The sequence below is a fragment of the Nocardia sp. NPDC050713 genome (assembly GCF_040654315.1).
GTDB lineage: Bacteria > Actinomycetota > Actinomycetes > Mycobacteriales > Mycobacteriaceae > Nocardia.
Genome location: NZ_JBFAHS010000017.1, coordinates 13,816 through 38,482 on the forward strand (window position 1 = coordinate 13,816; position 24,667 = coordinate 38,482).

19 protein-coding genes and 1 pseudogene are annotated in these 24,667 nt (G+C 69.2%); 9 read left to right on the forward strand and 11 right to left on the reverse strand.

What is annotated here, in order from left to right:
• Window positions 1-73 precede the first annotated feature (73 nt).
• The 3 genes from AB0H49_RS27330 to sucC all read right to left on the reverse strand — a co-directional run bounded on the left by AB0H49_RS27330 (window position 74) and on the right by sucC (window position 3,395).
• On the reverse strand, window positions 74-1,132 hold the full coding sequence (locus AB0H49_RS27330) for a DUF5336 domain-containing protein (RefSeq protein WP_355002127.1): 1,059 nt from the start codon (window positions 1,130-1,132) through the stop codon (window positions 74-76).
• A gap of 170 nt (window positions 1,133-1,302) precedes the next feature.
• The gene (gene sucD / locus AB0H49_RS27335; protein WP_355002128.1) at window positions 1,303-2,217 is read right to left on the reverse strand and encodes a succinate--CoA ligase subunit alpha; all 915 of its coding nucleotides are present in this window, start codon (window positions 2,215-2,217) and stop codon (window positions 1,303-1,305) included.
• A gap of 11 nt (window positions 2,218-2,228) precedes the next feature.
• Window positions 2,229-3,395, reverse strand: a complete 1,167-nt coding sequence (gene sucC, locus AB0H49_RS27340; protein WP_355002129.1) for an ADP-forming succinate--CoA ligase subunit beta — start codon at window positions 3,393-3,395, stop codon at window positions 2,229-2,231.
• A 1,183-nt stretch (window positions 3,396-4,578) separates the two neighbouring features.
• Here sucC and AB0H49_RS27345 point away from each other — a divergent pair.
• Window positions 4,579-5,322 (forward strand): annotated as a pseudogene (locus AB0H49_RS27345) (M23 family metallopeptidase); the annotation flags it as partial.
• Between the two features lie 54 nt (window positions 5,323-5,376).
• A complete protein-coding gene (locus AB0H49_RS27350) occupies window positions 5,377-6,756 on the forward strand; it encodes a DUF1731 domain-containing protein (protein ID WP_357255550.1) in 1,380 nt (459 codons plus the stop codon).
• A 238-nt stretch (window positions 6,757-6,994) separates the two neighbouring features.
• On the opposite strand, the gene AB0H49_RS27355 is transcribed toward AB0H49_RS27350, so the two are convergent.
• The gene (locus AB0H49_RS27355) at window positions 6,995-7,420 is read right to left on the reverse strand and encodes a hypothetical protein (protein WP_357255552.1); all 426 of its coding nucleotides are present in this window, start codon (window positions 7,418-7,420) and stop codon (window positions 6,995-6,997) included.
• A gap of 376 nt (window positions 7,421-7,796) precedes the next feature.
• Complete coding sequence (pcrA, locus tag AB0H49_RS27360; protein ID WP_357255554.1) at window positions 7,797-10,553, reverse strand: DNA helicase PcrA; 2,757 nt, start codon at window positions 10,551-10,553, stop codon at window positions 7,797-7,799.
• A gap of 385 nt (window positions 10,554-10,938) precedes the next feature.
• Between pcrA and AB0H49_RS27365 the strand changes: the two genes are divergently transcribed.
• On the forward strand, window positions 10,939-11,232 hold the full coding sequence (locus AB0H49_RS27365; protein WP_084482917.1) for a chorismate mutase: 294 nt from the start codon (window positions 10,939-10,941) through the stop codon (window positions 11,230-11,232).
• A gap of 92 nt (window positions 11,233-11,324) precedes the next feature.
• On the opposite strand, the gene AB0H49_RS27370 is transcribed toward AB0H49_RS27365, so the two are convergent.
• Window positions 11,325-12,779 carry an NAD-dependent succinate-semialdehyde dehydrogenase gene (locus AB0H49_RS27370; protein WP_357255556.1) on the reverse strand — a complete coding sequence of 485 codons (1,455 nt, stop codon included), beginning with the start codon at window positions 12,777-12,779 and terminating at the stop codon, window positions 11,325-11,327.
• A gap of 107 nt (window positions 12,780-12,886) precedes the next feature.
• On the opposite strand from AB0H49_RS27370, the gene pgi reads away from it, so the two are divergent.
• On the forward strand, window positions 12,887-14,524 hold the full coding sequence (pgi, locus tag AB0H49_RS27375) for a glucose-6-phosphate isomerase (RefSeq protein ID WP_357255558.1): 1,638 nt from the start codon (window positions 12,887-12,889) through the stop codon (window positions 14,522-14,524).
• Window positions 14,525-14,530: 6 nt separating this feature from the next.
• On the opposite strand, the gene AB0H49_RS27380 is transcribed toward pgi, so the two are convergent.
• The 4 genes from AB0H49_RS27380 to AB0H49_RS27395 form a co-directional block, all read right to left on the reverse strand.
• Entirely contained in the window at window positions 14,531-15,136 is a 606-nt protein-coding gene (locus AB0H49_RS27380) for a potassium channel family protein (protein ID WP_357255560.1), read from the reverse strand.
• A 173-nt stretch (window positions 15,137-15,309) separates the two neighbouring features.
• A complete protein-coding gene (locus AB0H49_RS27385; protein WP_357255562.1) occupies window positions 15,310-15,975 on the reverse strand; it encodes a nucleoside/nucleotide kinase family protein in 666 nt (221 codons plus the stop codon).
• Between the two features lie 13 nt (window positions 15,976-15,988).
• Complete coding sequence (locus AB0H49_RS27390; protein WP_357255564.1) at window positions 15,989-17,611, reverse strand: acyl-CoA dehydrogenase family protein; 1,623 nt, start codon at window positions 17,609-17,611, stop codon at window positions 15,989-15,991.
• A complete protein-coding gene (locus tag AB0H49_RS27395) occupies window positions 17,598-18,230 on the reverse strand; it encodes a TetR/AcrR family transcriptional regulator (RefSeq protein WP_355002138.1) in 633 nt (210 codons plus the stop codon). The genes AB0H49_RS27390 and AB0H49_RS27395 overlap by 14 nt, the downstream gene beginning before the upstream one ends.
• A gap of 124 nt (window positions 18,231-18,354) precedes the next feature.
• Between AB0H49_RS27395 and AB0H49_RS27400 the strand changes: the two genes are divergently transcribed.
• Together AB0H49_RS27400 and AB0H49_RS27405 are read left to right on the forward strand one after the other, a co-directional pair.
• Window positions 18,355-19,116 carry a crotonase/enoyl-CoA hydratase family protein gene (locus AB0H49_RS27400; protein WP_355002139.1) on the forward strand — a complete coding sequence of 254 codons (762 nt, stop codon included), beginning with the start codon at window positions 18,355-18,357 and terminating at the stop codon, window positions 19,114-19,116.
• 2 nt (window positions 19,117-19,118) lie between these two features.
• Window positions 19,119-20,528 (forward strand): hypothetical protein, encoded by a 1,410-nt coding sequence (locus tag AB0H49_RS27405; protein ID WP_357255567.1) that lies wholly within the window; start codon window positions 19,119-19,121, stop codon window positions 20,526-20,528.
• A 102-nt stretch (window positions 20,529-20,630) separates the two neighbouring features.
• Here AB0H49_RS27405 and AB0H49_RS27410 read toward each other — a convergent pair whose 3' ends face one another.
• Window positions 20,631-21,320: a pyridoxamine 5'-phosphate oxidase family protein gene (locus AB0H49_RS27410; protein ID WP_357255568.1), complete on the reverse strand. Its 690-nt coding sequence runs from the start codon at window positions 21,318-21,320 to the stop codon at window positions 20,631-20,633.
• Between the two features lie 80 nt (window positions 21,321-21,400).
• Between AB0H49_RS27410 and AB0H49_RS27415 the strand changes: the two genes are divergently transcribed.
• From AB0H49_RS27415 to AB0H49_RS27425, 3 genes are all read left to right on the forward strand, one after another.
• Window positions 21,401-22,831 carry a PLP-dependent aminotransferase family protein gene (locus AB0H49_RS27415; protein ID WP_357255570.1) on the forward strand — a complete coding sequence of 477 codons (1,431 nt, stop codon included), beginning with the start codon at window positions 21,401-21,403 and terminating at the stop codon, window positions 22,829-22,831.
• 155 nt (window positions 22,832-22,986) lie between these two features.
• Window positions 22,987-23,232 carry a DUF2630 family protein gene (locus tag AB0H49_RS27420; protein WP_355002143.1) on the forward strand — a complete coding sequence of 82 codons (246 nt, stop codon included), beginning with the start codon at window positions 22,987-22,989 and terminating at the stop codon, window positions 23,230-23,232.
• Window positions 23,229-24,665 carry an NAD(P)/FAD-dependent oxidoreductase gene (locus tag AB0H49_RS27425; RefSeq protein WP_357255572.1) on the forward strand — a complete coding sequence of 479 codons (1,437 nt, stop codon included), beginning with the start codon at window positions 23,229-23,231 and terminating at the stop codon, window positions 24,663-24,665. Before AB0H49_RS27420 ends, AB0H49_RS27425 begins: the two co-directional genes overlap by 4 nt.
• Window positions 24,666-24,667: the final 2 nt, after the last annotated feature.

A 24,667-nucleotide genomic window follows, 5' to 3' on the forward strand; every position in this document is an offset into this window, starting at 1 on the left:
CCCGAGGTGAGCGGGTCAGGCGCGCCGCGAGCACCCACCCGGTCCGGGTAGGTGCTCGCGGTACCTGCGTCTCTTACTTGTTGTCGTCGGACGGGCGGAACGCCTGGGTGGCGTCGCTCGCCGGGTCGGACGGCTTCTCGCCGCCGAACGGCTGGCCCTGCTGGGCCTGACCGTAACCGGGCGCACCGTACTGCTGCTGACCGGACTGCGCGCCGCCGAAGTGCTGCGTGGCGCTCTCGTCCGGACGCGGCTGCTGCTGCGGCTGCGCGGGCGCGGCGCCGTACGGCGAACCCTGCTGCGGCGCACCGTAACCCGGCTGCTGACCGTAGGACTGCTGGCCGTAGGTCTGGCCCGGCTGCTGCTGACCGTAAGTCGGCTGGCTCGGCTGGCTCTGGCCGTACGGCTGCTGCTGCGACTGGTACTGCTGGCCGGTGCCGTAGCCCGCCTGGCCGTAGGTCTGGCCCGGCTGCTGACCGTAGACCGGCTGGCTCGGCTGGCTCTGCTGGCCGTACTGACCGGCCTGGCCGAACTGCTGCTGGCCGTAGCCGCCCTGAGCCTGACCGCCGAAACCGGCCTGCGCGCCCTGCGCGGACGCGGGCTTGGGGGCGGGCGCCTTGATGATGCCCGCCTCGAACAGCACCGCGGCGACCGCGACGCCGGTCTGCACCAGCGCGAGGAAGATCAGCACCCACGCGCCGAACTCCGCGGTGAGCTGGTCCGGTAGCGCGATGGTCTGGAACAGCAGAAGGAGGAAGCCCGCGGCCGACGCGGCGGCGGCCGCGCCCTTCCAATTCTGCTTGGGCAGCAACGAGAATCCGGCGAGAAGACCGCCGAGCAGCAGCAGCCCGAGCGCGCCGGGCGCGCCGAACAGCGTGAAACCGCTGTAACTGTCGCCGGTGATGGTGGCGCCGGAGCGCTCGATCTCCTCCACCGCGAACGGCAGGAATCCGAGCAGGAAGTTGATCACGCCGAGCGCTGCGACACCGACCACCAGGAAGAACGGCAGCCCCTTGGCATCGGAACCGGAAGCGCTCGCACCTGTGCCTGCACCACCAGCGGTCTGGCTCGGGCTGGATGGTGCGGAGGGCGTCGCGGGTGTGTTGTACCCGGAGCCCCCGGTCGGGTATGACATGTCGTCGTCTCCTACGTCGAGTCGTTGTTCGGCTGGATCTCTCTTGACGCTACTGCACTCGCCCCTTCGGGTCATCCTCGAACAACTGGTCAGACGACCCGGCGGACGGACGACGAGGGCCACCTTTCCAGCGGAAAGGCGGCCCTCGTAACGATTTCGTTCGAACCGAATCAGGCGCTGATGCTTGCCTTCTCCAGGATCTCGCGAGCGAGCGCGGCGGTCTCCGACGGCGTCTTGCCGACCTTGACGCCCGCGGCCTCCAGCGCGTCCTTCTTCGCCTGGGCGGTGCCCGCCGAGCCGGAGACGATCGCGCCCGCGTGGCCCATGGTCTTGCCCTCGGGGGCGGTGAAGCCCGCGACGTAGCCGACCACCGGCTTGGTGACGTTGGCCTTGATGTAGGCCGCGGCCCGCTCCTCGGCGTCGCCGCCGATCTCGCCGATCATGACGATGAGCTTGGTCTCCGGGTCCTTCTCGAACGCCTCGATGGCGTCGATGTGGGTGGTGCCGATGACCGGGTCGCCGCCGATGCCGATGGCGGTCGAGAAGCCGAAATCGCGCAGCTCGTACATCATCTGGTAGGTCAGCGTGCCGGACTTCGAGACCAGGCCGACCGGGCCCTTGCCGGTGATGTTGGCCGGGGTGATGCCGACCAGCGACTCGCCGGGGGTGATGATGCCGGGGCAGTTCGGGCCGATGATCCGGGTCTTGTTGCCCTTCTCCACGTTGTAGGCCCACGCGTAGGCGGTGTCCTGCACCGGGATGCCCTCGGTGATGACCACCAGCAGCGGGATCTCCGCGTCGATGGCCTCGATGATGGCGTCCTTCGAGAACTTCGGCGGGACGAACGCGATGGACACGTCCGCGCCGGTCGCCTTGATCGCCTCTTCGACGGTGCCGAAGACCGGCAGCTCGATCGCGTTGCCGTCCTTGTCGGTGTGCGCGACGGTGGTGCCCGCCTTGCGCGCGTTGACACCGCCGACGACCTGGGTGCCCGCCTTGAGCATCAGCGCGGTGTGCTTGGTGCCCTCGCCGCCGGTGATGCCCTGGACGATGACCTTCGAGTCCTTGTTCAGGAAGATAGACATTTCCGGTTTCCTTACTTGGCCGCTGCCAGTTCGGCGGCCTTGTCGGCGCCTTCGTCCATTGTCTGCGCAAGCGTGATCAGCGGGTGCGCGGCGTCGACGAGGATCTTGCGACCCTCGTCGACCTTGTTGCCGTCCAGACGCACGACCAGCGGCTTGTTCGCCTCGGAACCGAGGATCTCCAGCGCTTTGACGATGCCGTTCGCGACCGCGTCACAGGCGGTGATGCCGCCGAAGACGTTCACGAACACGCTCTTGACCTGCGCGTCGCCCAGGATGACGTCGAGCCCGGCCGCCATCACCTCGGCCGAGGCGCCGCCACCGATGTCGAGGAAGTTGGCGGGCTTGACGCCGCCGTGGTTCTCGCCCGCGTAGGCGACGACGTCCAGGGTCGACATGACCAGACCGGCGCCGTTGCCGATGATGCCGACCTCACCGTCGAGCTTGACGTAGTTGAGGTCGTTCTCCTTGGCCTTCAGCTCCAGCGGGTCGGTCGCGTCCTTGTCCGCGAACGCCTCGTGGCCGGGCTGACGGAACTCGGCGTTCTCGTCCAGGGTGACCTTGCCGTCCAGGGCGAGGATCTCGTCCTGAGGGGTGCGCACCAGCGGGTTGACCTCGACCAGGGTGGCGTCCTCCTTGATGAACACCTCCCACAGCTTCTGAATGGTCACCGCCGCGGCGTCCAGCACGTCGGCGGGCAGGTGGCCCTGCTCGGCGATCGAACGCGCGAACGCGAGGTCGACACCCTTGACGGCGTCGACGGGGACCTTGGCGAGGCGCTCGGGCTTGGTCGCGGCGACCTCTTCGATCTCCATGCCGCCCTCGACCGAGCACATCGCCAGGTAGGTCCGGTTGGAGCGGTCGAGCAGGAAGGAGATGTAGTACTCCTCCGCGATGTCCTTGGCCTCGGCGACCAGGATCTTCTTGGTGATGTGGCCCTTGATGTCCAGGCCGATGATGTTCTGCGCGTGCGTGAACGCGTCCTCCGGGGTGGCGGCGTACTTGACGCCACCCGCCTTACCGCGGCCACCGGCCTTGACCTGGGCCTTGATCATCACCGGCTTGCCGATTTCCTCCGCGATGGCGCGGGCGTCCTCGGCCGTGTCCGTGACGCGGCCCTCGGACGAAGGCACTCCGTGCTTAACGAAGAGCTCCTTCGCCTGATATTCGAAGAGATCCATGTACTCACCGTCTCGTCTGCGTTGTGATGACAACGTCTTTGTTGGCGGCCCGACGTCGGAAGCGGGTCGGGTCGGACTCTAACCAGTCACATGGAGGGCCAATCGGCCACGTTCATCCTAAGTGGCGCAGGTCACGGGCGGCGCCGCCGGTCGGAAAAACCGCTGGCCAAGGCTACTGGCGAGTAGTTTGTTGGGGGTTTGCCAGGTAGAGCCGCTCGAGCCGGGAGCGGACGGCGATCTACTACAAATCGTCGTCGGCGAACCTCACTCGAGTGCCCCGGAAATAGTGAGTTATTCCGTGCTGTTACGGTGATCAATCTCACATGTTTGGACAGATCGACCGCAACGCTTGCGGACCCCGCAATCGTTTCGTTACCGTAAATGCGGTCGAAGTCACAACTAGGTTACGACCCCGTTGTTCCAAGGATCCAGGAGGACGGCAAGCCTTGATGCAGCACAGCGCTCCGTGGGCGGTGAGTCGCTCCGCGGACCAGCCTTCGACGTCGACCTTCTGCCGATTTCTCGGCACCGTGACCATCTCCCGCTCCACGATGTGGCACCGCCGATGAACCACCGCTCCACCCTCGCTCCCGGCAATCGCTCTCGCTCGGGACATCGTTATCGCGACGACGACGAATCCTTCGATCACGGTGATCACGGCCGACGCGCCTTCCCGTCGTCGAACAGCCGTTACGCAGGCGCCACGGGCGCCACCGCATACTCCAGTGCCGCTGGCGCGACCGGATACGCCGCCGCAGGCGCGGCCGATTACGCCGCCGAGGGCGCGCACCACGACGAGAACACGGGCGCGTGGTCCGCGAATACCGAATGGGCCGAGCAGGATTCGTGGTCCGACGGCGGCGCGTGGACCGCCGACAACTCCTGGTCGCCGGACGCGGACGAGGCGTGGACGCCGCAGGCCGACAACGGATGGACCGCCGACAGCGCGTGGACCGCGCAGCCCGGAGCGGCTTGGACCGAACAGGGTGACAACTCCTGGGGCGCCGAGGCCGGCAACGGATGGTCCGAGGGCGGTGACGCCTGGACCGAAGCTTCCGAGAACGACTGGTCCGCCGAGCACTCCTGGTCTTCCGAGAACACCTGGTCTGCCGAAGAGGCTTGGGGCGACGGGGAGGAGCCGACCGCAGGCTCCGCTACGCCGACCGTCATCCCGGCCAGAGATCCCAGCAGACGTGGTGGCGCGCACCGGATGCCCGCGCCCCCCACCGCGCTCAAGGGCCGCGCCGCGGTCGTCGCCGTCGCGGCGGGCGCTGTCGTCGCCGCGGGACAGGCCGCGATGGCCTCGCCCGAGCAGCCCTCGCACACCATCGACTACGAGGCCGCGGGACAGATCCACGAGATCGCCGCCCAGTCGGTCAGCATGGCCGACCCGAACTCCTCGCCCGACTCGCCGCAGGTGCTGAACGTCTCCAGCCCGGCGAATCTCGGTCAGTTCAACGACATCCTGGAGAAGGGCCGCAAGTACGCGGAGGATCTCGCCGCCGCGGAGGCCGCGAAGCTGCGCCCGCTGTTCGCGCGCTTCGCCGCGGGCAACTTCACTTCCGGTTTCGGCGCCCGCTGGGGCGTCCAGCACCTCGGCATCGACGTCGCCGGCCCGATCGGCACCCCGATCTACGCGGTCGCCGACGGCACCGTCATCGAGGCGGGCCCGGCCGCGGGCTTCGGCATGTGGGTGCGGCTGCTGCACGACGACGGCACCGTCACCATCTACGGCCACATCGACACCGCCACGGTCTCCCAGGGCGAGCGCGTGTTGGCGGGCGACCAGATCGCCACCATGGGCAACCGCGGCTTCTCCACCGGCCCGCACGTCCACTTCGAGGTCTGGCTCAACGGCGTCGACAAGGTCGACCCGCTGCCCTGGCTGGCGACCCGCGGCATCGGCCTCGGCCCCCGGCGCGACTGACTAGTGAGCAACGGCACGCTTCCCGTGCCGTTGTCCACGTTCTAGCGTCGGGTCATGGCTCGTACATCGACGTACACCCAATTCCTGGCGCTCCCACCGGAACTCGTGTGGCGGGTGGTCGGTGATCCCGCACGCTGGCCCGAATGGAACCCGGCCGTCGCCTCGGTGCGGCTACACGGTCCCGTCGAAGTCGGGGAGACCGGCGACTATCTGCCGCGGGGACGCTTCGTCGGCGCGCTGCACGGTCGGACCGCGCCACCGTTCTCGATCACCGTGCTGCGCCCCGAACGCGAACTGACCATCGAGCAGCCGGAACCGGCGGGGCTGATGCGGCTGACCTGGCGGCTGGCTCCTGTCGACGGCGGTACGAACCTCACCCAGGAACTGTCTTTCTCCGGGCCCTCGGCGGCCGCGGCGCGGGCCGTTGTCCCCCGTCTGCTGGAGGCCGATCTCCGCGTCTGCTTCGCCCGGCTGGCCCGGCTGGCCGGTCTCACTCCCGAACCCGACGCGCTGACGGCGGTGATCGCAGGCGGCACCGGCGCACTCGGCAGACACCTCGCCGCCGACCTCACCTGCCGCGGCCAGCGGGTCACCATTCTGACCCGCCGCCGCGACCCGGGACTGCCGTTCGACCAGGTCGAATGGGACGGCAAGTCGGTCGGCGAATGGGTTGCGGCACTTCGCAATCCGGGTCCCACCGCGATCGTCAACCTGGCGGGCAAGCTGGTGGACTGCCGCCCCACCGAACGCAACATCGCCGAATTGCGCAGCAGCCGAGTCGAGCCCACCAGCGCATTGGTGGCGGCCGCCGCCACGTTGCCCGCGCCCGTCGACTACTGGGTACAGGCCAGCACCACCGCGATCTGGTCGGACGCGGGCGAAACCCGTTGCACCGAAACCACTCCGCTGCCCGTCGGCCTACCCCAGATGACCGGCGTGGCCGAACCGTGGGAGCGCGCGTTCGCCGGTGCGAACACCGCGCACCACACCATCCTCCGCACGTCCATCGTGCTCGACCCGGACGCCCCCGCGCTGCGGCGGCTCTGCCAGTTGACCAAGGCCGGGCTCGGAGGTCGAGTCGGATCGGGCGACCAGTGGTTCAGCTGGATTCACATCGAGGATTGGTTGGCCATCGTCCGCGCGGCACTCGGTCTGGACCCCACAGTCGCTCTCCCGGACGGAATTCTGGTGGCCGCCACCGATTTCCCGGTACGAAACCGAGAACTGATGCGCACACTCCGGCGACACCTCCACCGACCGCCCGCCCCGCCAACCCCCGAGGTGATGCTGAAACTCGGCGCGGTGCTGCTGCGCTCGGACGCGGCACTGGGATCGACGGGCCGACACGCTACCTCGGCCATATTGAAGCCAGCCGGCTTCCAATTCCGCTATCCACAGCTGGACGACGCCCTCGAATCTCTGCTACCGCACTGACCACCGATATTGCCAAAATCGACTGTAGTCAAATGGCGATAGCCCCCTGGACAAACGAAACACAACAGCCCCAAACGACCAATCAGAAACGCAACCACAGCCGGTCGACCACGCCGGAAGCCGAACCCACGCCCACCGACTGCGGGAGGTAAGCCGGGTACGGCACCCGACGCGCCCAGCACCGTTCAGAGGAAAACCCGCATAGGCCATTTGGACCGGGCGACCCCGGGCATCGCCCCTACGGCGCAGCGACGACCGCCAACCCCACCAACGCGACCACCTTCACAACCTCCAACCCGACATACCAGTAATGCGCATGCGACCGCGGTAACTCTTCTCCCGCGAGCACCCGATCGGACCTGCGAGTCAGCGGCGGCCGAACCACGAGAATCTGCACAGCCAGAACCCCGACCGCGATCCCCAACCACACCCACGTCCCCACACCGGGCCCGACCACCACCGCACTCAGCACCAGCAGCCCCGCGAACACCGCCTCCGCGATATTCAACGCGCGGAACACGATCCGCCCGATACCCAACCCCAACGCCAGGGTCACGCCCGGCGCACGGAACTTCAGCGGCGCTTCGAGGAACGAGATGGCCAGCACCATGCCGAGCCACAGCATGGGCAAGAACCACACCAGATGTTGCGCGAGGGTCTCCATGTGCCGGACGCTACCGGCTTCTAGCGGCCTCCGGCAGGGGCCAAAGGTACCTCCCCGTCACTTCCCCATTACGCGTCACCACCGGCCGACAGCGTCCACCACGGAGGCGGCCCCGCCTCAGCCAGGCCCAGGCCACGGCCCAGGAGCACGGCGCTCGACGACCTTCGTACGCAGCGCGCCTACCGCCACGGCCTCCGACAGATCGAACGGACCTCTCCGCTCATTTCGGCCGCCAGCCGACCCAGCGCCTACCGACTACCGCTGCGGCCTCCCGCAGCGTCAACGGACCTCCCCGTCACTCTCGGCCGCCAGCCAACCCAGCGCCCATCGCCAACCTTGCCGCCTCAGCGGACCGACCGACCGGACGGCGCACCGCTCAGAGCTTCACCAACGTCCGGCTGTACTGCGGAATCAACCGGATCTTGCCCGCCGTACCGAAGTCGATCGTCACCGTCGCCAGCGGGCCGAAACCTTCCGCGGCGATCACACGGCCCAGGCCGTACTTGTCGTCGCTGACCCGGTCCCCGACGGCCAGCACCAGATTGGTGTTGTTGCGGGTGGCTCCGCCCGGTGCCGGGCGACGCGGGCCGCGGTCGGGGCGCACGCCCGGTCGCTCGGACCAGCCGTCGCCTCGGGTCCAGTCGCGTTCCAGTCCGTCGTCGTCGCCGCGCCGCCGGATGCCGCGGCTGGCGGCGGAACCGGCCGGTTCCAGTCGACGCCAGTCCATCAGGTGGCCCGGGATCTCCTGGAGGAAGCGCGACTCCGGGTTGGACACCGGCTGTCCCCAGCCGGAGCGGACCACCGCGCGGGTCAGGTAGAGCCGTTGCCGGGCTCGGGTGATGCCCACGTACGCGAGGCGGCGCTCCTCGGCCAGTTCGGTGGGATCGCCCAACGCGCGCATGTGCGGGAACTGCCCGTCCTCCCAGCCGGTCACGAAGACCACCGGGAACTCCAGGCCCTTGGCCGTGTGCAGCGTCATCATCGTGACGACGCCGGACCCTTCGTCCGGGATCTGGTCGGTGTCGGCGACCAGCGAGACGCGCTCCAAGAACGCCGCGAGCGAGCCCGGATCCGGTTCGCCCTCGCCGAGATCGGGCACGATGCCCTCCTCGCGAGCCGCGACCGCGTTGTTGTACGCCTCGGAGCTGAACTCGCGCGCCACGCTGACCAACTCGTTCAGGTTGTCCAGCCGGGCGCCGTCCTGCGGGTCGTCGGAGGCCTCGAGTTCGGCGCGGTACCCGGTGCGATCGAGCACCGCCTCCACCACATTGCCCACGTCCGGGAAGTCCGCGTCGGCCTGGACACCGGCCGCCCTGATCTCCTCGAGCAGATCGAGGAACCCGGCGATCGCCCGCTGCGCACGGGTGTTGAGCAGCGCGACCTTGCCGTCGGCGGCATCGCGCAGCGCCGCGGCGAAACCGATGTCGCGCTGTTCGGCGTGCACCGCGACGCACGCCTCGGCGCGGTCGCCGATGCCGCGGCGCGGGGTGTTCAGGATGCGGCGCAAGCTCACCGCGTCGTTGGGGTTTTCCAGCACGCGCAGGTAGGCGACGATGTCGCGGACTTCCTTGCGCTCGTAGAAGCGGACGCCGCCGACCACCTTGTACGGCAGACCCATCCGGATGAAGATCTCTTCCAGCGCACGGGAGTTGTTGTTGGTGCGGTAGAACACCGCGACATCGCTGTAGTTGGCGTCGCCCTGGTCGACCAGCCGGTCGATTTCCCGTGCGACGAACGAGGCTTCGTCGTGCTCGTTGTCGGCCACGTAGCCGACGATCAGGTCGCCCTCGCCGGAATCGGTCCACAGTCGCTTGTCGCGCCTGTTCTCGTTGCGCGAGATGACCGCGTTCGCCGCCGACAGAATGTGCTGGGTGGAGCGGTAGTTCTGCTCCAGCAGAATGGTTTCCGCGTCCGGGAAATCGCGCTCGAATTCCTCGATGTTGCGAATGGTCGCGCCGCGGAAGGCGTAGATGGACTGATCGGCGTCGCCGACGACGCACAGTTCGCTCGGCGGCGCGGCGTCCTCGTTCGGCTCCCCCTCGCCCGTGTGGTGGCCGACCAGTTCGCGCACCAGCACGTATTGCGCGTGGTTGGTGTCCTGGTACTCGTCGACGAGCACGTGCCGGAAGCGGCGGCGGTAGTACTCCGCGACCTGCGGGTGGTTCTGCAACAGTGCGACCGTCTCGCCGATCAGGTCGTCGAAGTCGAGCGCGTTGGCCGCGCGCAGCCGCCGCTGGTATTCGGTGTAGACGCGGGCCACCAAACCGGGCAGTTCGGTGTCGTCGGATTCGGCGTCCGCGGTGGCCTGCTCCGGCCCGATCAACTCGTTCTTCAGATTCGAGATGGCGGTCGCCAGGAGGCGCGCGGAGTATTTTTTCGTATCGATGTCGAAGTCGCGGCTGATCATCGTCAGCAATCGCCGGGAATCATCGGCGTCGTAGATCGAGAAATTGGAATTCAAGCCGGGCAGCAGCGCCGCCTGCATACGCAGGATCCGCACACAACTGGAGTGGAATGTGGAAACCCACATGTTGTTGGCGCGCGGCCCGACCAGGCCGATCACCCGCTCCCGCATCTCCGCGGCAGCCTTGTTGGTGAAGGTGATCGCCAGGATCTGGCCCGGCGTCACGCCGCGGGCGGCGAGTAGATAGGCGATGCGGCGGGTCAGCACGGCCGTCTTGCCCGAGCCCGCGCCCGCGACGATGAGCAGCGGCGAACCGGTGTGCACCACGGCGGCCCGCTGCTGTGGATTGAGCCCGTCGAGCAGTCGCTCGGCTTCCTCGGCGCGTTGCCGATCCCGCTCGGCGCGTCGCTCGGCCTGCTCGTCGGCGCGCCGCTGTGCTTGTTCGGCCAAGGAGGCCGGTGCTTGTTCGGCCAAGGAGGCAGGTGCCTGTTCGGTGAGAGAGACCGGCGCTTGTTCGGCCAGAGAGACCGGCGCCTGCTCCGCCGAAGTGAGCGGCGCCTGCTCCGCCGAGGCGGGTAGCTCCGCCGATGACCGCGGCGACTCCCCCGCACCGGGCGCGCCGGAGAGCCCCGCCGCCCGGCCCGCGTGGGCCTGCGGCTGCGGAGCGGGGTTCACGTCCTGATGCCGGTTCCGACCGGCCTGCGTCTGAGGAGCCACCGTGATATCCATTGCCCATCCACGCTACCGGCGGCCCCCGACACAGGCGAAGCCCCCGGGTGCGCTCCCGGCTCCGCGGCGATCACCGGCTAACATTCAGTGAACACATCGCGGCGCGCGACCCTGCAAATCTGTGCGACTCGTTCTCAGCAGATTCACAAAATCAGACGTTTTGCATCGGTTCGGCCGCGTGGCAGACTGGCCCCCATGGTCAGCCTTGCCGCGATGCACCCGATTCGGTTACCCGCCGGATATCGGTCTCGCGGAGCCTTGTAGCCGACCACACGCGTCTGGGGGGACTAATGAAGCCCCTCAGGTCTGTTTCACGGTGAAAGAACCGGACGGTAACGCGCCGCGCGCAGTAGCCGATCCACGTTCTGACACGAGGAGATGAATGATGAGCACTTCTGCCACGACCACCGGGTCCGACGCGGCGCTGCCGCAGTCAGAGGCGGAGATCGACAAGCTCCGCAAGGAGATCGACCAGCTCGATGCCGAGATCCTCGCCGCCATCAAGCGACGCAGTGAGATCTCCCGGCTGATCGGACGGACTCGGATGGCCTCCGGTGGCCCGCGACTGGTGCACAGTCGCGAGATGAAGGTGCTCGAGCGCTTCAGCGAACTCGGCCAGGAGGGGCACACCCTCGCCATGCTGCTGCTACGTCTGGGGCGCGGCCGCCTCGGCCACTGATCCCTCGCTTTCCGGCCGCGAAGTCACCGCTGCCACAGACCGCCCCGGGTGTCGAAACCTCGGGGCGGTCCTTGCGTTTCAGGCCGTGGTTATCAGGTCAGCGCGATGTACTTCGTCGACAGGTACTCCTCGATGCCCTCGGTACCGCCCTCGCGGCCGAAACCGGAGGCCTTCACGCCGCCGAACGGCGCGGCCGGATCCGAGATGACACCCCGGTTGACGCCGACCATGCCCGACTCCAAGCCCTCTGCCACCCGCAGCGCGCGATCCAGCGTCCTGGTGTAGACGTAGGCGACCAAGCCGAATTCGGTGTCGTTGGCGGCGGCGATGCCCTCTTCCTCGGTCTCGAAGCCGACGATCGGCGCGACCGGACCGAACACCTCTTCGCGCAGAATCCTGGCCTGCGGCGGCACGTCGCTGAGAATGGTGGCCGGGTAGAACCAGCCGGGTCCGCCGGGAGCCTTGCCGCCGAGGCGAACCCGCGCGCCCGCCGCGACCGCGTCGTCGACGAGCTCGCCGACGGTGGTGAGCTGGTCCTCGTTGATCAGCGGTCCGAGGGTCGTCTCGGGATCGGTGCCCGGCCCCATGGTGACCGAGTTCGTCATCGCCTCGGCGAATTTGGCGGTGAACTCCTCGAGCACACCGTTCTGCACGTGGAACCGGTTGGCCGCGGTGCACGCCTCGCCGCCGTTGCGCAGCTTCGCCAGCATCGCGCCCTGCACCGCCGCATCGATGTCGGCGTCGTCGAACACCACGAACGGCGCGTTGCCGCCGAGTTCCATCGAGGTGCGCAGCAGTCCGTGCGCGGACTGTTCCACCAGCTTCTTGCCGACCTCGGTGGACCCCGTGAAGGTGAGCTTGCGCAGGCGCGGATCCTCCAGCAAGGGGCCGGTCACGGCGCTGGAACGGCTGGTCGTGATGACCGAGAGCACTCCGTCGGGCAGTCCGGCCTCGTGGCACAGCTTCGCGAGCAGCAGCATCGTCAGCGGCGTCTCCGAGGCGGGCTTGACGATCATGGTGCAGCCCGCGGCCAGCGCGGGACCGATCTTGCGGGTGCCCATGGCCAGCGGGAAGTTCCACGGCGTGATGGCGAGACAGGGGCCGACCGGCTGCTTGTGCACCATGATCCGGCCGGTGCCCGAGGGCGCGTGCAGGTAGCGCCCGTGCACCCGCACCGCCTCCTCACTGAACCACCGGAAGAACTCGGCGCCGTAGCGCACCTCGTTGCGGCTCTCCGGCAGCGCCTTACCCATCTCCAGGGTCATCAGCAGCGCGACTTCCTCGGCTCGCGCGGTGATCTGCTCGAACACCGCGCGCAGGATCTCGCCGCGCTCCCTTGCCGAGGTCGCCGCCCATTCGGCCTGCACGGCGACCGCGGCGTCGAGCGCGCGCATCGCGTCGCCCGGGCTCGCGTCGGCGACTTGGATCAGCACCTCCCCGTTCGCGGGATTGTGCACCGGAAAGGTGGCGCCGCCCTCGGCGTCGACGGGCCCGCCGATCCACAGCTGCGTCGGTACGGATTGGAGTAGTTCGCGTTCGGACACCATGTCGCCAGCGTAGGCCGCGCACCGCTACCACGCCCGGCACCGACGCGACCCCGGATTGCCCGCCTCAGCCGTGCGTCGGCGCCGCGCGGTGAGTACGCTCGGCGGACGTGAGCAGCGACATCACCGCATCGGCGGCATGGCGGAAACTGCACGATCACTACGGCGCCGTGTCCGAGCGACACCTACGAGAGATCTTCGCGGACGACCCGGAGCGCGGTCGTGAGCTGACCGTCCAGGTGGGCGACCTGCACATCGACTACAGCAAGCACCGGGTCACCCGGGAAACCTTGCAGCTACTCGTCGAATTGGCACACGAGGCGGGGGTGGCCGAGCGGCGCGACGCCATGTTCGCGGGCGCGCACATCAACACCTCCGAGGACCGCGCGGTCGGCCACGTCGCCCTGCGGCTGCCCGCGGGTGAGTCGATGACCATCGACGGCGCCGACGCGGGCGCCGAGGTGCACGAAGTGCTGCGGCGGATGGGCGAATTCACCGACGCGCTGCGCTCGGGCGAGTGGCGCGGCGCCACCGGCGAGCGGATCAGCACCGTGGTGAACATCGGCATCGGCGGCTCGGACCTCGGTCCGGTGATGGTGCACCAGGCGCTGCGCCACTACGCCGACGCGGGGATCGGCGCCCGCTTCGTCTCCAACGTCGATCCCGCCGACCTGGTCGCCGAACTCGTCGGCCTCGATCCGGCAACCACTCTTTTCATCGTTGCTTCCAAGACCTTTTCGACGCTCGAGACCCTGACCAACGCCACCGCCGCGCGCCGCTGGCTGGTGGCCGCGCTCGGTGAGGACGCGGTCGCCAAGCATTTCGTCGCGGTCTCCACCAATGCCGAGCGGGTGGCCGAATTCGGCATCGACACCGCCAACATGTTCGGTTTCTGGGATTGGGTCGGCGGCCGCTATTCCGTGGATTCGGCGATCGGCCTTTCGGTGATGGCCACCATCGGCAAGGAGCGATTCGCGGAATTCCTGGCCGGAATGCACGCCGTCGACGTGCATTTCGCGAACGCGCCGCTGGAGGCGAACGCGCCGGTGCTGCTCGGCCTGATCGGCGTCTGGTACTCGAATTTCTTCGGCGCGGAATCCCGCGCGGTGCTGCCTTATTCGAACGATCTGGCCCGTTTCCCGGCCTATTTGCAGCAGCTCACCATGGAGTCGAACGGCAAATCGGTACGCGCCGACGGCACCCCGGTCACCACCTCCACCGGCGAGATCTTCTGGGGCGAGCCGGGCACCAACGGCCAGCACGCCTTCTATCAGCTGCTGCACCAGGGCACCCGCCTCATCCCCGCCGACTTCATCGGATTCGCCCGTCCCACCGACGATCTGGCGACCCGCGACGGCACCGGCAGCATGCACGACATCCTGATGAGCAACCTGTTCGCGCAGACCAAGGTGCTCGCGTTCGGCAAGACCGCCGAGGAGATCGCCGCCGAGGGCGCGGACCCGAAGGTGGTGCCGCACAAGGTGATGCCGGGCAACCGTCCGAGCACGAGCATTCTGGCGCCGCAGCTCACGCCTTCGGTGGTCGGCCAGCTCATCGCGCTCTACGAGCACCAGGTCTTCGTCGAGGGCAGCATCTGGGGCATCGACAGCTTCGACCAGTGGGGCGTCGAACTCGGCAAGCAGCAAGCCTTGGCCCTCGCCCCGCTGCTCACCGCAGCCGAAGAGCCCGCGCCGCAGGACGATTCGTCCACCGACGCGCTCATCCGCTGGTACCGCGCCAACCGCTGAGGGCGCTCAATGATCCCCGGTCGGGTCCTCCGGCCGGGGATTACGTGTGTCGTCGGCGCCGTGCTCCGGTTCGGCGACTTGGGCTCGGCGCGCGGCCACCTCCAGCCGGTGGGTGATTCCCGTGCTGACGATGGCCAGCAGGCTGCCGATCACGACGAGGTCGAAGACGATCTGCACCATCGTCGCGATCCGCGCCGCCTGGCCGGTCGCGTGGATGTCGCCGTATCCGACCGTACCCAGCGTGACGATGGTGTAGTAGAGCGCGTCGGTGCGGGTTTCGAGGCCCTCGAACTGGCCGGGGTAATGCACCGCGAGACGGTAGTAGTACAGCGCGAAGAACATGGCGACCACGCACAGCATCAACAGCATGCCGTCGACGCGGCCGCCGGTCGCCTGTGGTTCGCGCAGGTAGCGGTTGATTCGGCGGGCCGTCAGCCAAATGAGACCCCCGACTCCGGCGAGGAAGGCCGTCAGTCCGGCCACCCTGCCCGGCCAACTGTCCGCGAAGTTCCACTCCATCGGGACGCCGTAGAAGAACAGGAGCGCGCACACCAGCGCGGCGACGTTGCGCAGCACGTGCCTGCTCCCCGAAACCCGCCGCGTGTTCGTCATGGGTCAATGATCGGCGCGCTCGGGTGGTCGGGGACTGACCCACGCCGGGCGATTCGCCGACATTGCCGCACGGACGCGCCGGGTTGGTTCGGTCGAGTCGCACGGCAGCAATCGACGCACCACCCATCGCGCCGAGGTAGATGGCCGGATGCATCCGGCCGTAACGAGCGCGATCACCCGACGACGAAGTAGCGCCCGTCTCGCTCACGCAGCACGAGGTCGGCGCGGTCGCGGGTCGCGCTCACGAGGTCGGCATTGCGTAGATCGCTGTCCATCACCTTGATCCTGGCCGCCTCCGCCGACCTCCCGCCGAGCAGATGCCGTTTCAACAGGCGCTGCTCCAGCACGGCGCGGTCGGCGTCGAGGTACCAGCACTCATCGAGTTCCTTGCGCACCGCGGACCAGTCGCCGTCCAACAGCAGGTAGTTGCCCTCGGTGATGGCGACCCACTGGTTCACGAAGACCACACCCGCGGGCGTCGGCTCGTCCGAGGCTCGATCGAACGTCGGCCACGGCACCGGCGTCCCGTTCGGGGTGCCGCGCAGGCGGCGCAGGTTCTCGACGAAGCCCGCGACGTCGAATGTGTCGGGTTCGCCCTTGCGCGCCAGGTGTCCCGCCGCGCGGAGCCGCGCGTTGGACAGGTGGTAGCCGTCCATCGGCGCGATCTCGGCCGCCGGGCCGCCCACTTCGGTGACGAAGGTGTCGCGGAGCAGCACCGACAGCGTCGATTTGCCCGCGCCGGGCGGTCCGGCGATGCCGAGCAGGTACCGCCGCTCGGGATGTTCGGCCACTCGATCCAGCACCCGCCGCACCAGCCGATACAACGGAATCTCGATCACTACCGAGTACCCGTCATGCGACGAAGGCCCGTTCGATGATCGCGCCGGTGTCCACGCCGGTCGGCAGGGTGCCGAAGGCGATGCCCCAGTCGTCGCCGAGCCGGGTGGCGCAGAAGGCGTCCGCGACCGCGGGGTGACCGTGGCGGACCAGCTGCGCGCCCTGTAGGACCAGCGCCATCAGTTCCACGACGCGGCGGGCTCGGTATTCGATGTCGCTGAGATCGGCCAGTTCCTTGCCGACCTTGGCGATGGCGTCGTCCAGCCGCGGGTTCGCGCCCTTGGCCAGCGAGATCTCGTTGAAGTAGGCCTCGACGGTCTCCGGCTGACGGCCCATGGCGCGCAACGCGTCCAGCGCGGCCACATTGCCCGAGCCCTCCCAGATCGACATCAGCGGCGCCTCGCGATAGAGCCGCGGCATTCCCGACTCCTCGGCATATCCGTTGCCGCCCAAGCACTCCAGCGCCTCCGCGGAATGCGACGGCGCGCGCTTGCACACCCAGTACTTGGTGACCGCGAGGGCGATGCGGCGCAGCGCGGACTCGGCGGGATCGGAACTCGACCGGTCCGTGGCTCCGGCGAGGCGCATCATGACGGTGGTCGCGGCGTCGGACTCGATCACCAGGTCGGCGAGCACATTGCGCATGGCGGGCTGGTCGATCAGCTTGGCGCCGAATGCTTCTCGGTGCCTGGCGTGGTGCACGGCGTAGACGACGCCGGCCCGCATGTTGGTCGCGGAACCGATCACGCAGTCCAGGCGGGTCATGTTCACCATCTCGATGATGGTCTTCACGCCCGCGCCTTCCGCGCCGACCAGCCAGCCGGTGGCGTTCTCGTATTCGATCTCCGAGGAGGCGTTGGACTTGTTGCCCAGCTTGTCCTTGAGCCGTTGGATGCGAATGGGATTGCGCGTGCCGTCCGGCAGCACCCGGGGCAGCAGGAAGCAAGACAGACCAGCGGGCGCCTGGGCCAGTGTCAGGAACATGTCCGACATCGGCGCGGAGGTGAACCACTTGTGCCCGACGATGCGGTAGCTGCCGTCCGGCTGCGGCGTCGCCGTCGTGGTGTTGGCCCGCACGTCGGAGCCGCCCTGCTTCTCCGTCATCGACATGCCCGCGATCAGCCCGGCCTTGGTCGACGGTTCACGGAGGCCGAAATCGTAAGTGCGGGAGGCGAGCAGCGGTTCGTACTTCGCGGCGAGCTCGGGGTTGTTCCGGAGCGCGGGCACGATCGCGTAGGTCATCGAGATGGGACACATGTGTCCCGCGTCGGCGACGCCCCAGGTGTAGAACTTGGCGGCACGGGCGGTGTGCGCGCCCGGCCGGTCGTCGGTCCACGGCGAGCCGTGCAGACCGTGCTCGACCGCCACCCGCATCAGATCGTGCCAGTGCGGGTGGAATTCGACCTCGTCGACGCGATTGCCATAGCGGTCGTGGGTGTGCAGCACCGGCGGGTACTCGTTCGCCAGCCTGCCCCACTCCTGCGCCGCGAAATCGCCCGCGAGCCTGCCGAGTTCGCGCACCTCGTCCTCGGCCCAGCCCGCGCCCTCGCGGCGCAGGCCCTCCAGCAGCGCCGGGTTGCGCGCGGCGTCGAAGGGCACGATGTTCGGGACCTGGTTGAAGACCTCATGAGTCTGCATCGGACACTCCTGATCTCTCGGCGCTCACCGGCACGCCGAGGGCGCGGATGGCGAAGGTGACGAGTTGGGGAACAACGGATTCGGCGTGCGGCGCGGCGGCGAGCGGGCCGACGAGCACCTCGCCGATGGCGCCGACGAGGGCGGCGGCGCTGGTGCGCGGGTCCTGCGCGGGCAGTTCACCGGCCGCGACGCCGTCGGCCACCGCGGATTCGAAGGCCTCGGCGAAGGCGCGGCGGAAGCGCAGGCGCTCGGCGTCGACCACGGTGTCGACCGGCTCGACGAGCAGCACGTAGGCGAGCTTGGGGTTCTTCATGGCGCGCCCGGCGAAGGTCTCCACGGCCGCGGTCACCCGCTCCACCGCGGCGCCGGTTCGGGCGGCCTCGGTGACGGCGGCGACCTCTCTGGCGACAACGGTGCGGAAGACCGCGGTCACCAGGTTCGCCTTGCCGTCGAAGTGCTTGTACACGGTTCCGGTGGCCACGCCCGCGCGGTTCGCGACCGCCGCCATCGACAGGCCCGCGAACCCGGCCTCGGAGAGGACCTTGGTCGCGGCCTGCACGATCAGCTGCTCTTGGGCGTCCAGGCGGGCCTGGACGGCGGGGGTCCTGCGGTACGCCACGAAAGAAGTGAATCATGGATTCACTTCTTCACACAAGGGCCCCGCCGTCGTATGGTCGAGGCGTGATCCATCCACACAGCACCGGCCCGCGACGCGGCGGGGCGGCAATCCGGAGGGGGCGTCGGTGAGCGTTCGCGTCGAGAAAAAAGGGCCCGTGACGACGGTGATCCTGCACCGGCCGCAGGCACGCAACGCGGTGGACGGTCCGACCGCCCACGCGCTGGCCGACGCCTTCCGCGAGTTCGACGCGGACCCCACCGCCGCGGTCGCGGTGTTCTGGGGCGAGGGCGGCACCTTCTGCGCGGGCGCCGACCTGAAGGCGCTCGGCACCGAACGGTCGAACCGCGCGGACGAGGACGGCGACGGGCCGATGGGCCCGACCAGGATGACCCTGTCCAAGCCGGTGATCGCCGCGATCTCCGGCTACGCCGTGGCGGGCGGGCTCGAGCTTGCGCTGTGGTGCGATCTGCGAGTCGCCGAGCAGGACAGCACCTTCGGCGTCTTCTGTCGCCGCTGGGGCGTGCCGCTCATCGACGGCGGCACGGTCCGGCTGCCGCGGATCATCGGCACCGGTCGCGCCATGGACCTGGTGCTGACCGGCCGCGCCGTCAGCGCACCGGAAGCGCTCCAGATAGGCCTGATCAACCGCGTCGTGCCGACCGGCGAGGCGCGCAACGCCGCCGAGGAACTCGCGGCCGAGCTCGCCGTACTGCCGCAGACGTGTTTGCGCTCGGACCGGATGTCGCTGCTCGAGCAGGACGGCATGGACGAGGACGCGGCCATCCGCAACGAATTCCGGCACGGACTCGCCGCGCTGGCCGACGGTGCGCTCGCGGGAGCCCAGCGGTTCGCCGCGGGCGCGGGACGGCACGGAGCCTCCGGCTGAGAATGGACCGCCTCGGCGTCGTCGACGAGATCTTCCTGCGCACCCACCGCGGGCTCGGCACCCCCATCGCCCTCCAGGGGCTGTGGCGGACCTCGGATCGCGTCGAACCCGCGCTCTTGCAACGGATTCACGACGCACTGCGCTCCGGGCCGTTGGGGCGCAGGGTGGTTCGTCCTCGTGTTCCCGGTGCGCGTCGCGGGTGGCGGGTGAACACCCGGGCCCACCCTCTGTTGTTCATCGATGATCCGCTTCCGACCTCCGCGTTGTTGCCGTGGGCGGACGACCTCGGGGCGGAGCTCGATCCGGAGTTCGGGCCGGGTTGGCGTCTCGCCGCGGCCTGGCTCGCGGACGGGGGGTCGGTTGTCGTGCTGACGTGTTCGCATGCGCTCGCGGATGCGCGGGGGCTGGTGTACGCGGTGGATGTCGCGCTGCGCGAGGTTGGCGCTACCGCCGGGGCAGCTCAGGCTCGGACCGAGTCGGCGCGTGCTGATCGACCGGAGGCCGAGTCCGTCCGCCACGCGACATCTCTCCCGGACACGGATCGGCTTGCCGATCGCGCTGCGGCGGAACCCAGTTCGCGGCGGTCAGGTGACGCGGCGGCTCGTGCTGCGGAATCGAGCACGGCCCGTTCGGCAGCTGCTCGCGAGTCCGATTGGGCGGACGCGCTCCGGCAGTGGTCGATCGTGGCGGGCGGCACGATTCGAGCACTGCGCCAAGGCATTCCGAAACGTCCCGTATCCAGCGCATCGGTGCGTACGGGCGGGAGCGAACTGCGCGTGCACAGTGCGGTGGTGCAGTTCCGCGCCGCCGATTGGGACAGTGTGGCGAAGGCACACCGCGGCACGGCGAACAGCCTGTTCATCCAGCTGGTCGTGAACCTGCTGTGGGACATCGGCTTTTCCGACCCGACCATAGGAGCGAGCCTTCCCGTCGACACCCGCGATGAACCGCGGGTCGACAACGACCTGTCGATGACCGAGATCATCGTCGACCGCTCCGACACCCCCGCGACGCTGCGCGCGAAGGCCCGCGCCGCCTACGAGCGCCGGATGACCAGCCCCGGCGGCATGCCCGAGGAACTGCTCCAAGTGATCCCCGACCGCTGGGCCTACGCCCTGTCCAAAGGCGCGGGTGAACGAGACATCTTGTGCTCCAATATCGGAACGCTGCCCGATTCACTGCGCACGATCGGCGCGCACCCCTGCACCGGCGTCGCCGCCCGCGCCATCCACCCGCACCTCACCCCCGCCCGCTTCCCCCGCACCCGCTTGTCCGGCTACCTGTGCCGCACCGGAGACGACTACGTCCTCTCCCTGGTCGGCCTCGACCCAGCCATCCAATCCGGCACGGCCCTATGCGAACTCACCGTCGAAGCCGCAACCCGCCTCGGCCTCGACGGCTCACCCTGGTGATTCACTCGACGCACCCGGAACGGATCGACCGGCAACATTGAAGCCGCCCGGCATCGCAAGCGAATCGCCCGGCCTCCGCTTTCGCACGGCACCCCCAATCCCTCACCGCACGTATGAAACCCCCGATGCGCTCCGCTCGAGCACGTCGGGCGCCACCTGGATCCCGGCCGCGAGATCGGGGGAATCGATCGGTGCGCCCCACACCTGACGCAGGGGCAGCACACCCGCCCACGTGGGGCTGTCCACATCCTCGGGGTCGTCGACCGGCCCGCCCGCGCGGACTTTGACCGAGGCCTCGGTCAGGTCGAGGGCCAGCACCATGGTCGCGGCGAGCTCCTTCTTGTTCGGCGGACGCACCCGGCTCCACGCGCCCGGCGCGGCGTGCTCGACGATGACCCGCAGGGCGTGCGTGCGCGCATCGGGATCGGTCAGTTCGACCGCCCGCCCGTGCACCACCGCCGAGCGGTAGTTCATCGAGAAGTGCATGGCGGAGCGGGCGTAGACGATGCCGTCGACGTGGGTGACCGCGACGGAGATGTCGGAGGTCATGGCGGCGCGCATGTTGCCAGAACCGGTCGACCCGTGCAGGTAGAGGGTGTCGCCGTCGCGGCCGTACGCGGTCGGCAACACCACGGGACTGCCGCCGAGGAGGACGCCGAGGTGGCAGATCAGACCGGCGTCGAGCACGGCGTCGAGTTCGGCACGGTCGCTGCGGCCGCGTTCCTTCGACCGGGTCAGCGTGCTGCGCGGGGTCGGGGACAGGGGCGGGCGGGCGCTGATCGAATTGGTCATGAAGACAGCGTCGCGTGGGAAGTGGCATTCTGAAATAGCCAATTCAGTCTGATTCTCACAGTCCAATCCGAGGTTTCCGGATGCTCGACGAACTCCCGCTCACGCTCGACCGCGACGCGCCCGAACCGCTGTCGGTGCAGGTCGCCGACGGTCTGCGCGCCGCGGCGACCTCCGGTCTGCTGCGGACCTCGGACCGGCTGCCGTCCTCTCGGGCATTGGCGCAACGACTCGGCGTGAGCCGGACGGTGATCGCCGCGGCCTACGACCAGCTGCACGCCGAAGGCTGGATCGCGGGCAAACGGGGTTCGGGCACCTACCTGACCACCGCCCCGGCCGCCGCGCCCACCCATCACCGCGTCACCCTCGACGCCGCGGACGAAGGCCCCGGCTACGACCTCGGCCCCGGCGCGCCGTGCGTCGAGGCCATCGACCGAACGGCATGGCGTCGCGCCTGGCGCGCCGCCTCCGACCAGCCGCCGGTGGTGCGCAAAGACCGCGCGGGCGAACCGGAATACCGCGCGGCCGTGGCCGAACACCTGCTCCGCCATCGCGGATTGAGCGCGGGCAGCGACACCGTCGTATTGGCCACCGCCGGAACCAGTTCCGCCGTGGGCGAACTCGCCGCCGCGCTGCTGCGTCCCGGGGACGCCGTCGCCATGGAGGACCCCGGCTATCAGCGCGCGGCGGGCGCCTTTCTCGCCGCGGGAATCCGAGTGCTTCCGGTGCCGGTGGATGCCGAGGGTCTGCGGGTGGACGAACTGCCGCCCGATATCGAAGCGGTGTATTGCACACCGGCGCACCAGTTTCCGCTCGGCGCGCGAATGCCCGCAGCTCGTCGGGTTCAGCTCGTCGAGTTCGCCAGACGCACGGGCCTATTCGTCATCGAGGACGACTACGACGGTGAATTGCGTTACGACACCGCACCGCTGCCGCTGCTCGCCGCGATGGCGCCCGACGTCGTCGTGCACCTCGGCACCACGAGCAAGATCCTCTCCCCGGTCCTCGGCGTCGGCTGGCTGGTCGCGGCGCCCTGGATCGCCGCGGCGGTACTCGCGCATCGCGATCGCACCGGCACCTCGCCGAGCCCGGCGGGCCAACGCGTGCTCGTCGAACTCGCCGCGCACGGCGATCTCGCCAGGCACCTGCGCAGGCTCCGACGCGCACTCCCGCCGCGCCGGGAGCTCGTCGTCACCGAGCTGCGCCGCAGGAGTGCGACCGTGCTCGGCGACGACGCGGGTTCGCACGTCGTCGTGCCGCTGCCGACGGCGGAGGCCGAGCGACGCGCGGTCGCCACGGCCCGGGCGCGCGGTGTCGTCATCGACGGCCTGGCCCGGCATCACCTCTTCTCCCAGCACGACACGCGATCGGCGCCGCCGAGCACCTTCGGCATCGCCATCGGCTACGCGGCGCCGAGTTCGCGCGACCTCCACGCGGCCGTGCCGATCGTCGCCGACTGTCTCGCCGAAACACTGGCCAGGGGCAAGTCGATCGGGCCCGCCGACAGGGCCTAGATCCGCCCCTGACGACCGGATCACCCGCCCGCTTCGCGATCCAGCCCGTCTCCGACCGCACCCGCGCACGCCGGACCCGGTCGTAGCATGGTCCATGACCGCAACCGGTCGCTGCACGTCCTGCCGTATACCTCCGAGTATCGAAGTGGTGACTCATGACCGAACAGGACATCCTGGAACGCATCAAGCAACTGGTCGACGACGAGCACAAGCTGCGCTCCAAGGCGACCTCCGGCGAGGTGGACCCGGTGACCGAACGGCAGCGGCTGGCCGAGCTGGAGGTGATGCTCGACCAGTGCTGGGACCTGCTGCGGCAGCGCAGGGCCAGGATCGACGCGGGCGCCTCGCCCGACGAGGCGCAGGTCAGCTCGCCGCGCCAGGTCGAGGGCTATCTGCAGTGAGTTCCGAGCCGTCCGCCGAGTACGACGTCATCGTGATCGGCGGTGGGCCCGCGGGAGAGAACGCCGCCGCCTACGCCATCGCGGGTAGCGACCGCACCGCCGCCATCGTGGAGCGCGAACTGCTCGGCGGCGAGTGTTCCTATTGGGCCTGTATGCCGAGCAAAGCGCTGCTGCGCCCCGGGCATCTGCTCGCCGCCGCCCGCGCCTTGCCCGGCATCGATGCCCACGGCTTGGACGCCAAGGCAGTGCTCGCCCACCGCGACCGGATCGTGCACGACCACGACGACTCCGGCCAGGTCGAGTGGGCGGAAAGCAGCCGCATCGACGTGATCCGCGGCGCGGGGCGGCTCGCCGGAGAAAGGTTGGTCGAGGTCGACGGCCGCACGCTGCGTGCCAGGCACGCGGTGGTGCTGGCGACCGGAACCCGAGCCCGCATCCCCGACGTGCCGGGCCTGCGCGATGCCCTGCCCTGGACCTCGCGCGACGCGACCAATCTGCACGAGATCCCGCAGCGCGTGGTGCTGGTCGGCGGCGGCGTGGTGGCTTGCGAGGCGGCGACCTGGCTCGCCGCGCTCGGCAGCGAGGTCACCGTGCTGGTGCGGGGCAAGGCGCTGCTCACCAATACCGAGCCGTTCGCGGGCGAGCGGGTCGCCGACGCATTCGCCGCTTCCGGTGTCCGGGTGCTGTTCGAGACCGAACCTGAGCGCGTCACACGCTCGGAGCCGAAGGACACCGGCGAGGGCCGGATCCACGGCGGCCCGGTCACCGTGTGGACGCGCGGCGCGCACACCGAAACGATCGAGGCCGACGAAATCGTGGTCGCGGCCGGGCGCGGACCCGCGACCGCGGAACTCGGGCTCGGGTCCGTCGGATTGGCGGACGGCTACGTCGAGGTGGACGACCACCTCTCGGCGCGCGACGTGCCAGGCCAGTGGCTGTACGCGGTGGGCGACGTGAATCACCGTGCGGCACTGACACATATGGGCAAGTACCAGGCCAGAGTCTGCGGTGACGTGATCGCCGCGCGCGCCGAGGACCGCCCGCTCGCCGGGGCGCGGTACGCCGCGACCGCCGACCACGAGCAGATCCCGCAGGTGGTGTTCACCGATCCCGAGGTCGCCTCGGTCGGCCTGACCGAAGCGGCGGCCCGGCGCGCGGGCTACGACGTGGACACCGTGGAGATCGATATCGCGGTCGCCGGCTCGACGCTGGCCCGCGAAAACTATTCCGGCCGAGCCAAGATCGTCATCGACACCGCCTCCGACACCCTGCTCGGCGCGACCTTCGTCGGACCCGAGATCGGCGAACTGCTGCACGCCGCCACCATCGCCGTCGTCGGCAAAGTCCCCGTCGACACCCTCTGGCACGCCGTACCCGCATATCCGACGGTCAGCGAGATCTGGCTGCGATTGCTGGAAGCCCGCCGCACCTAGCT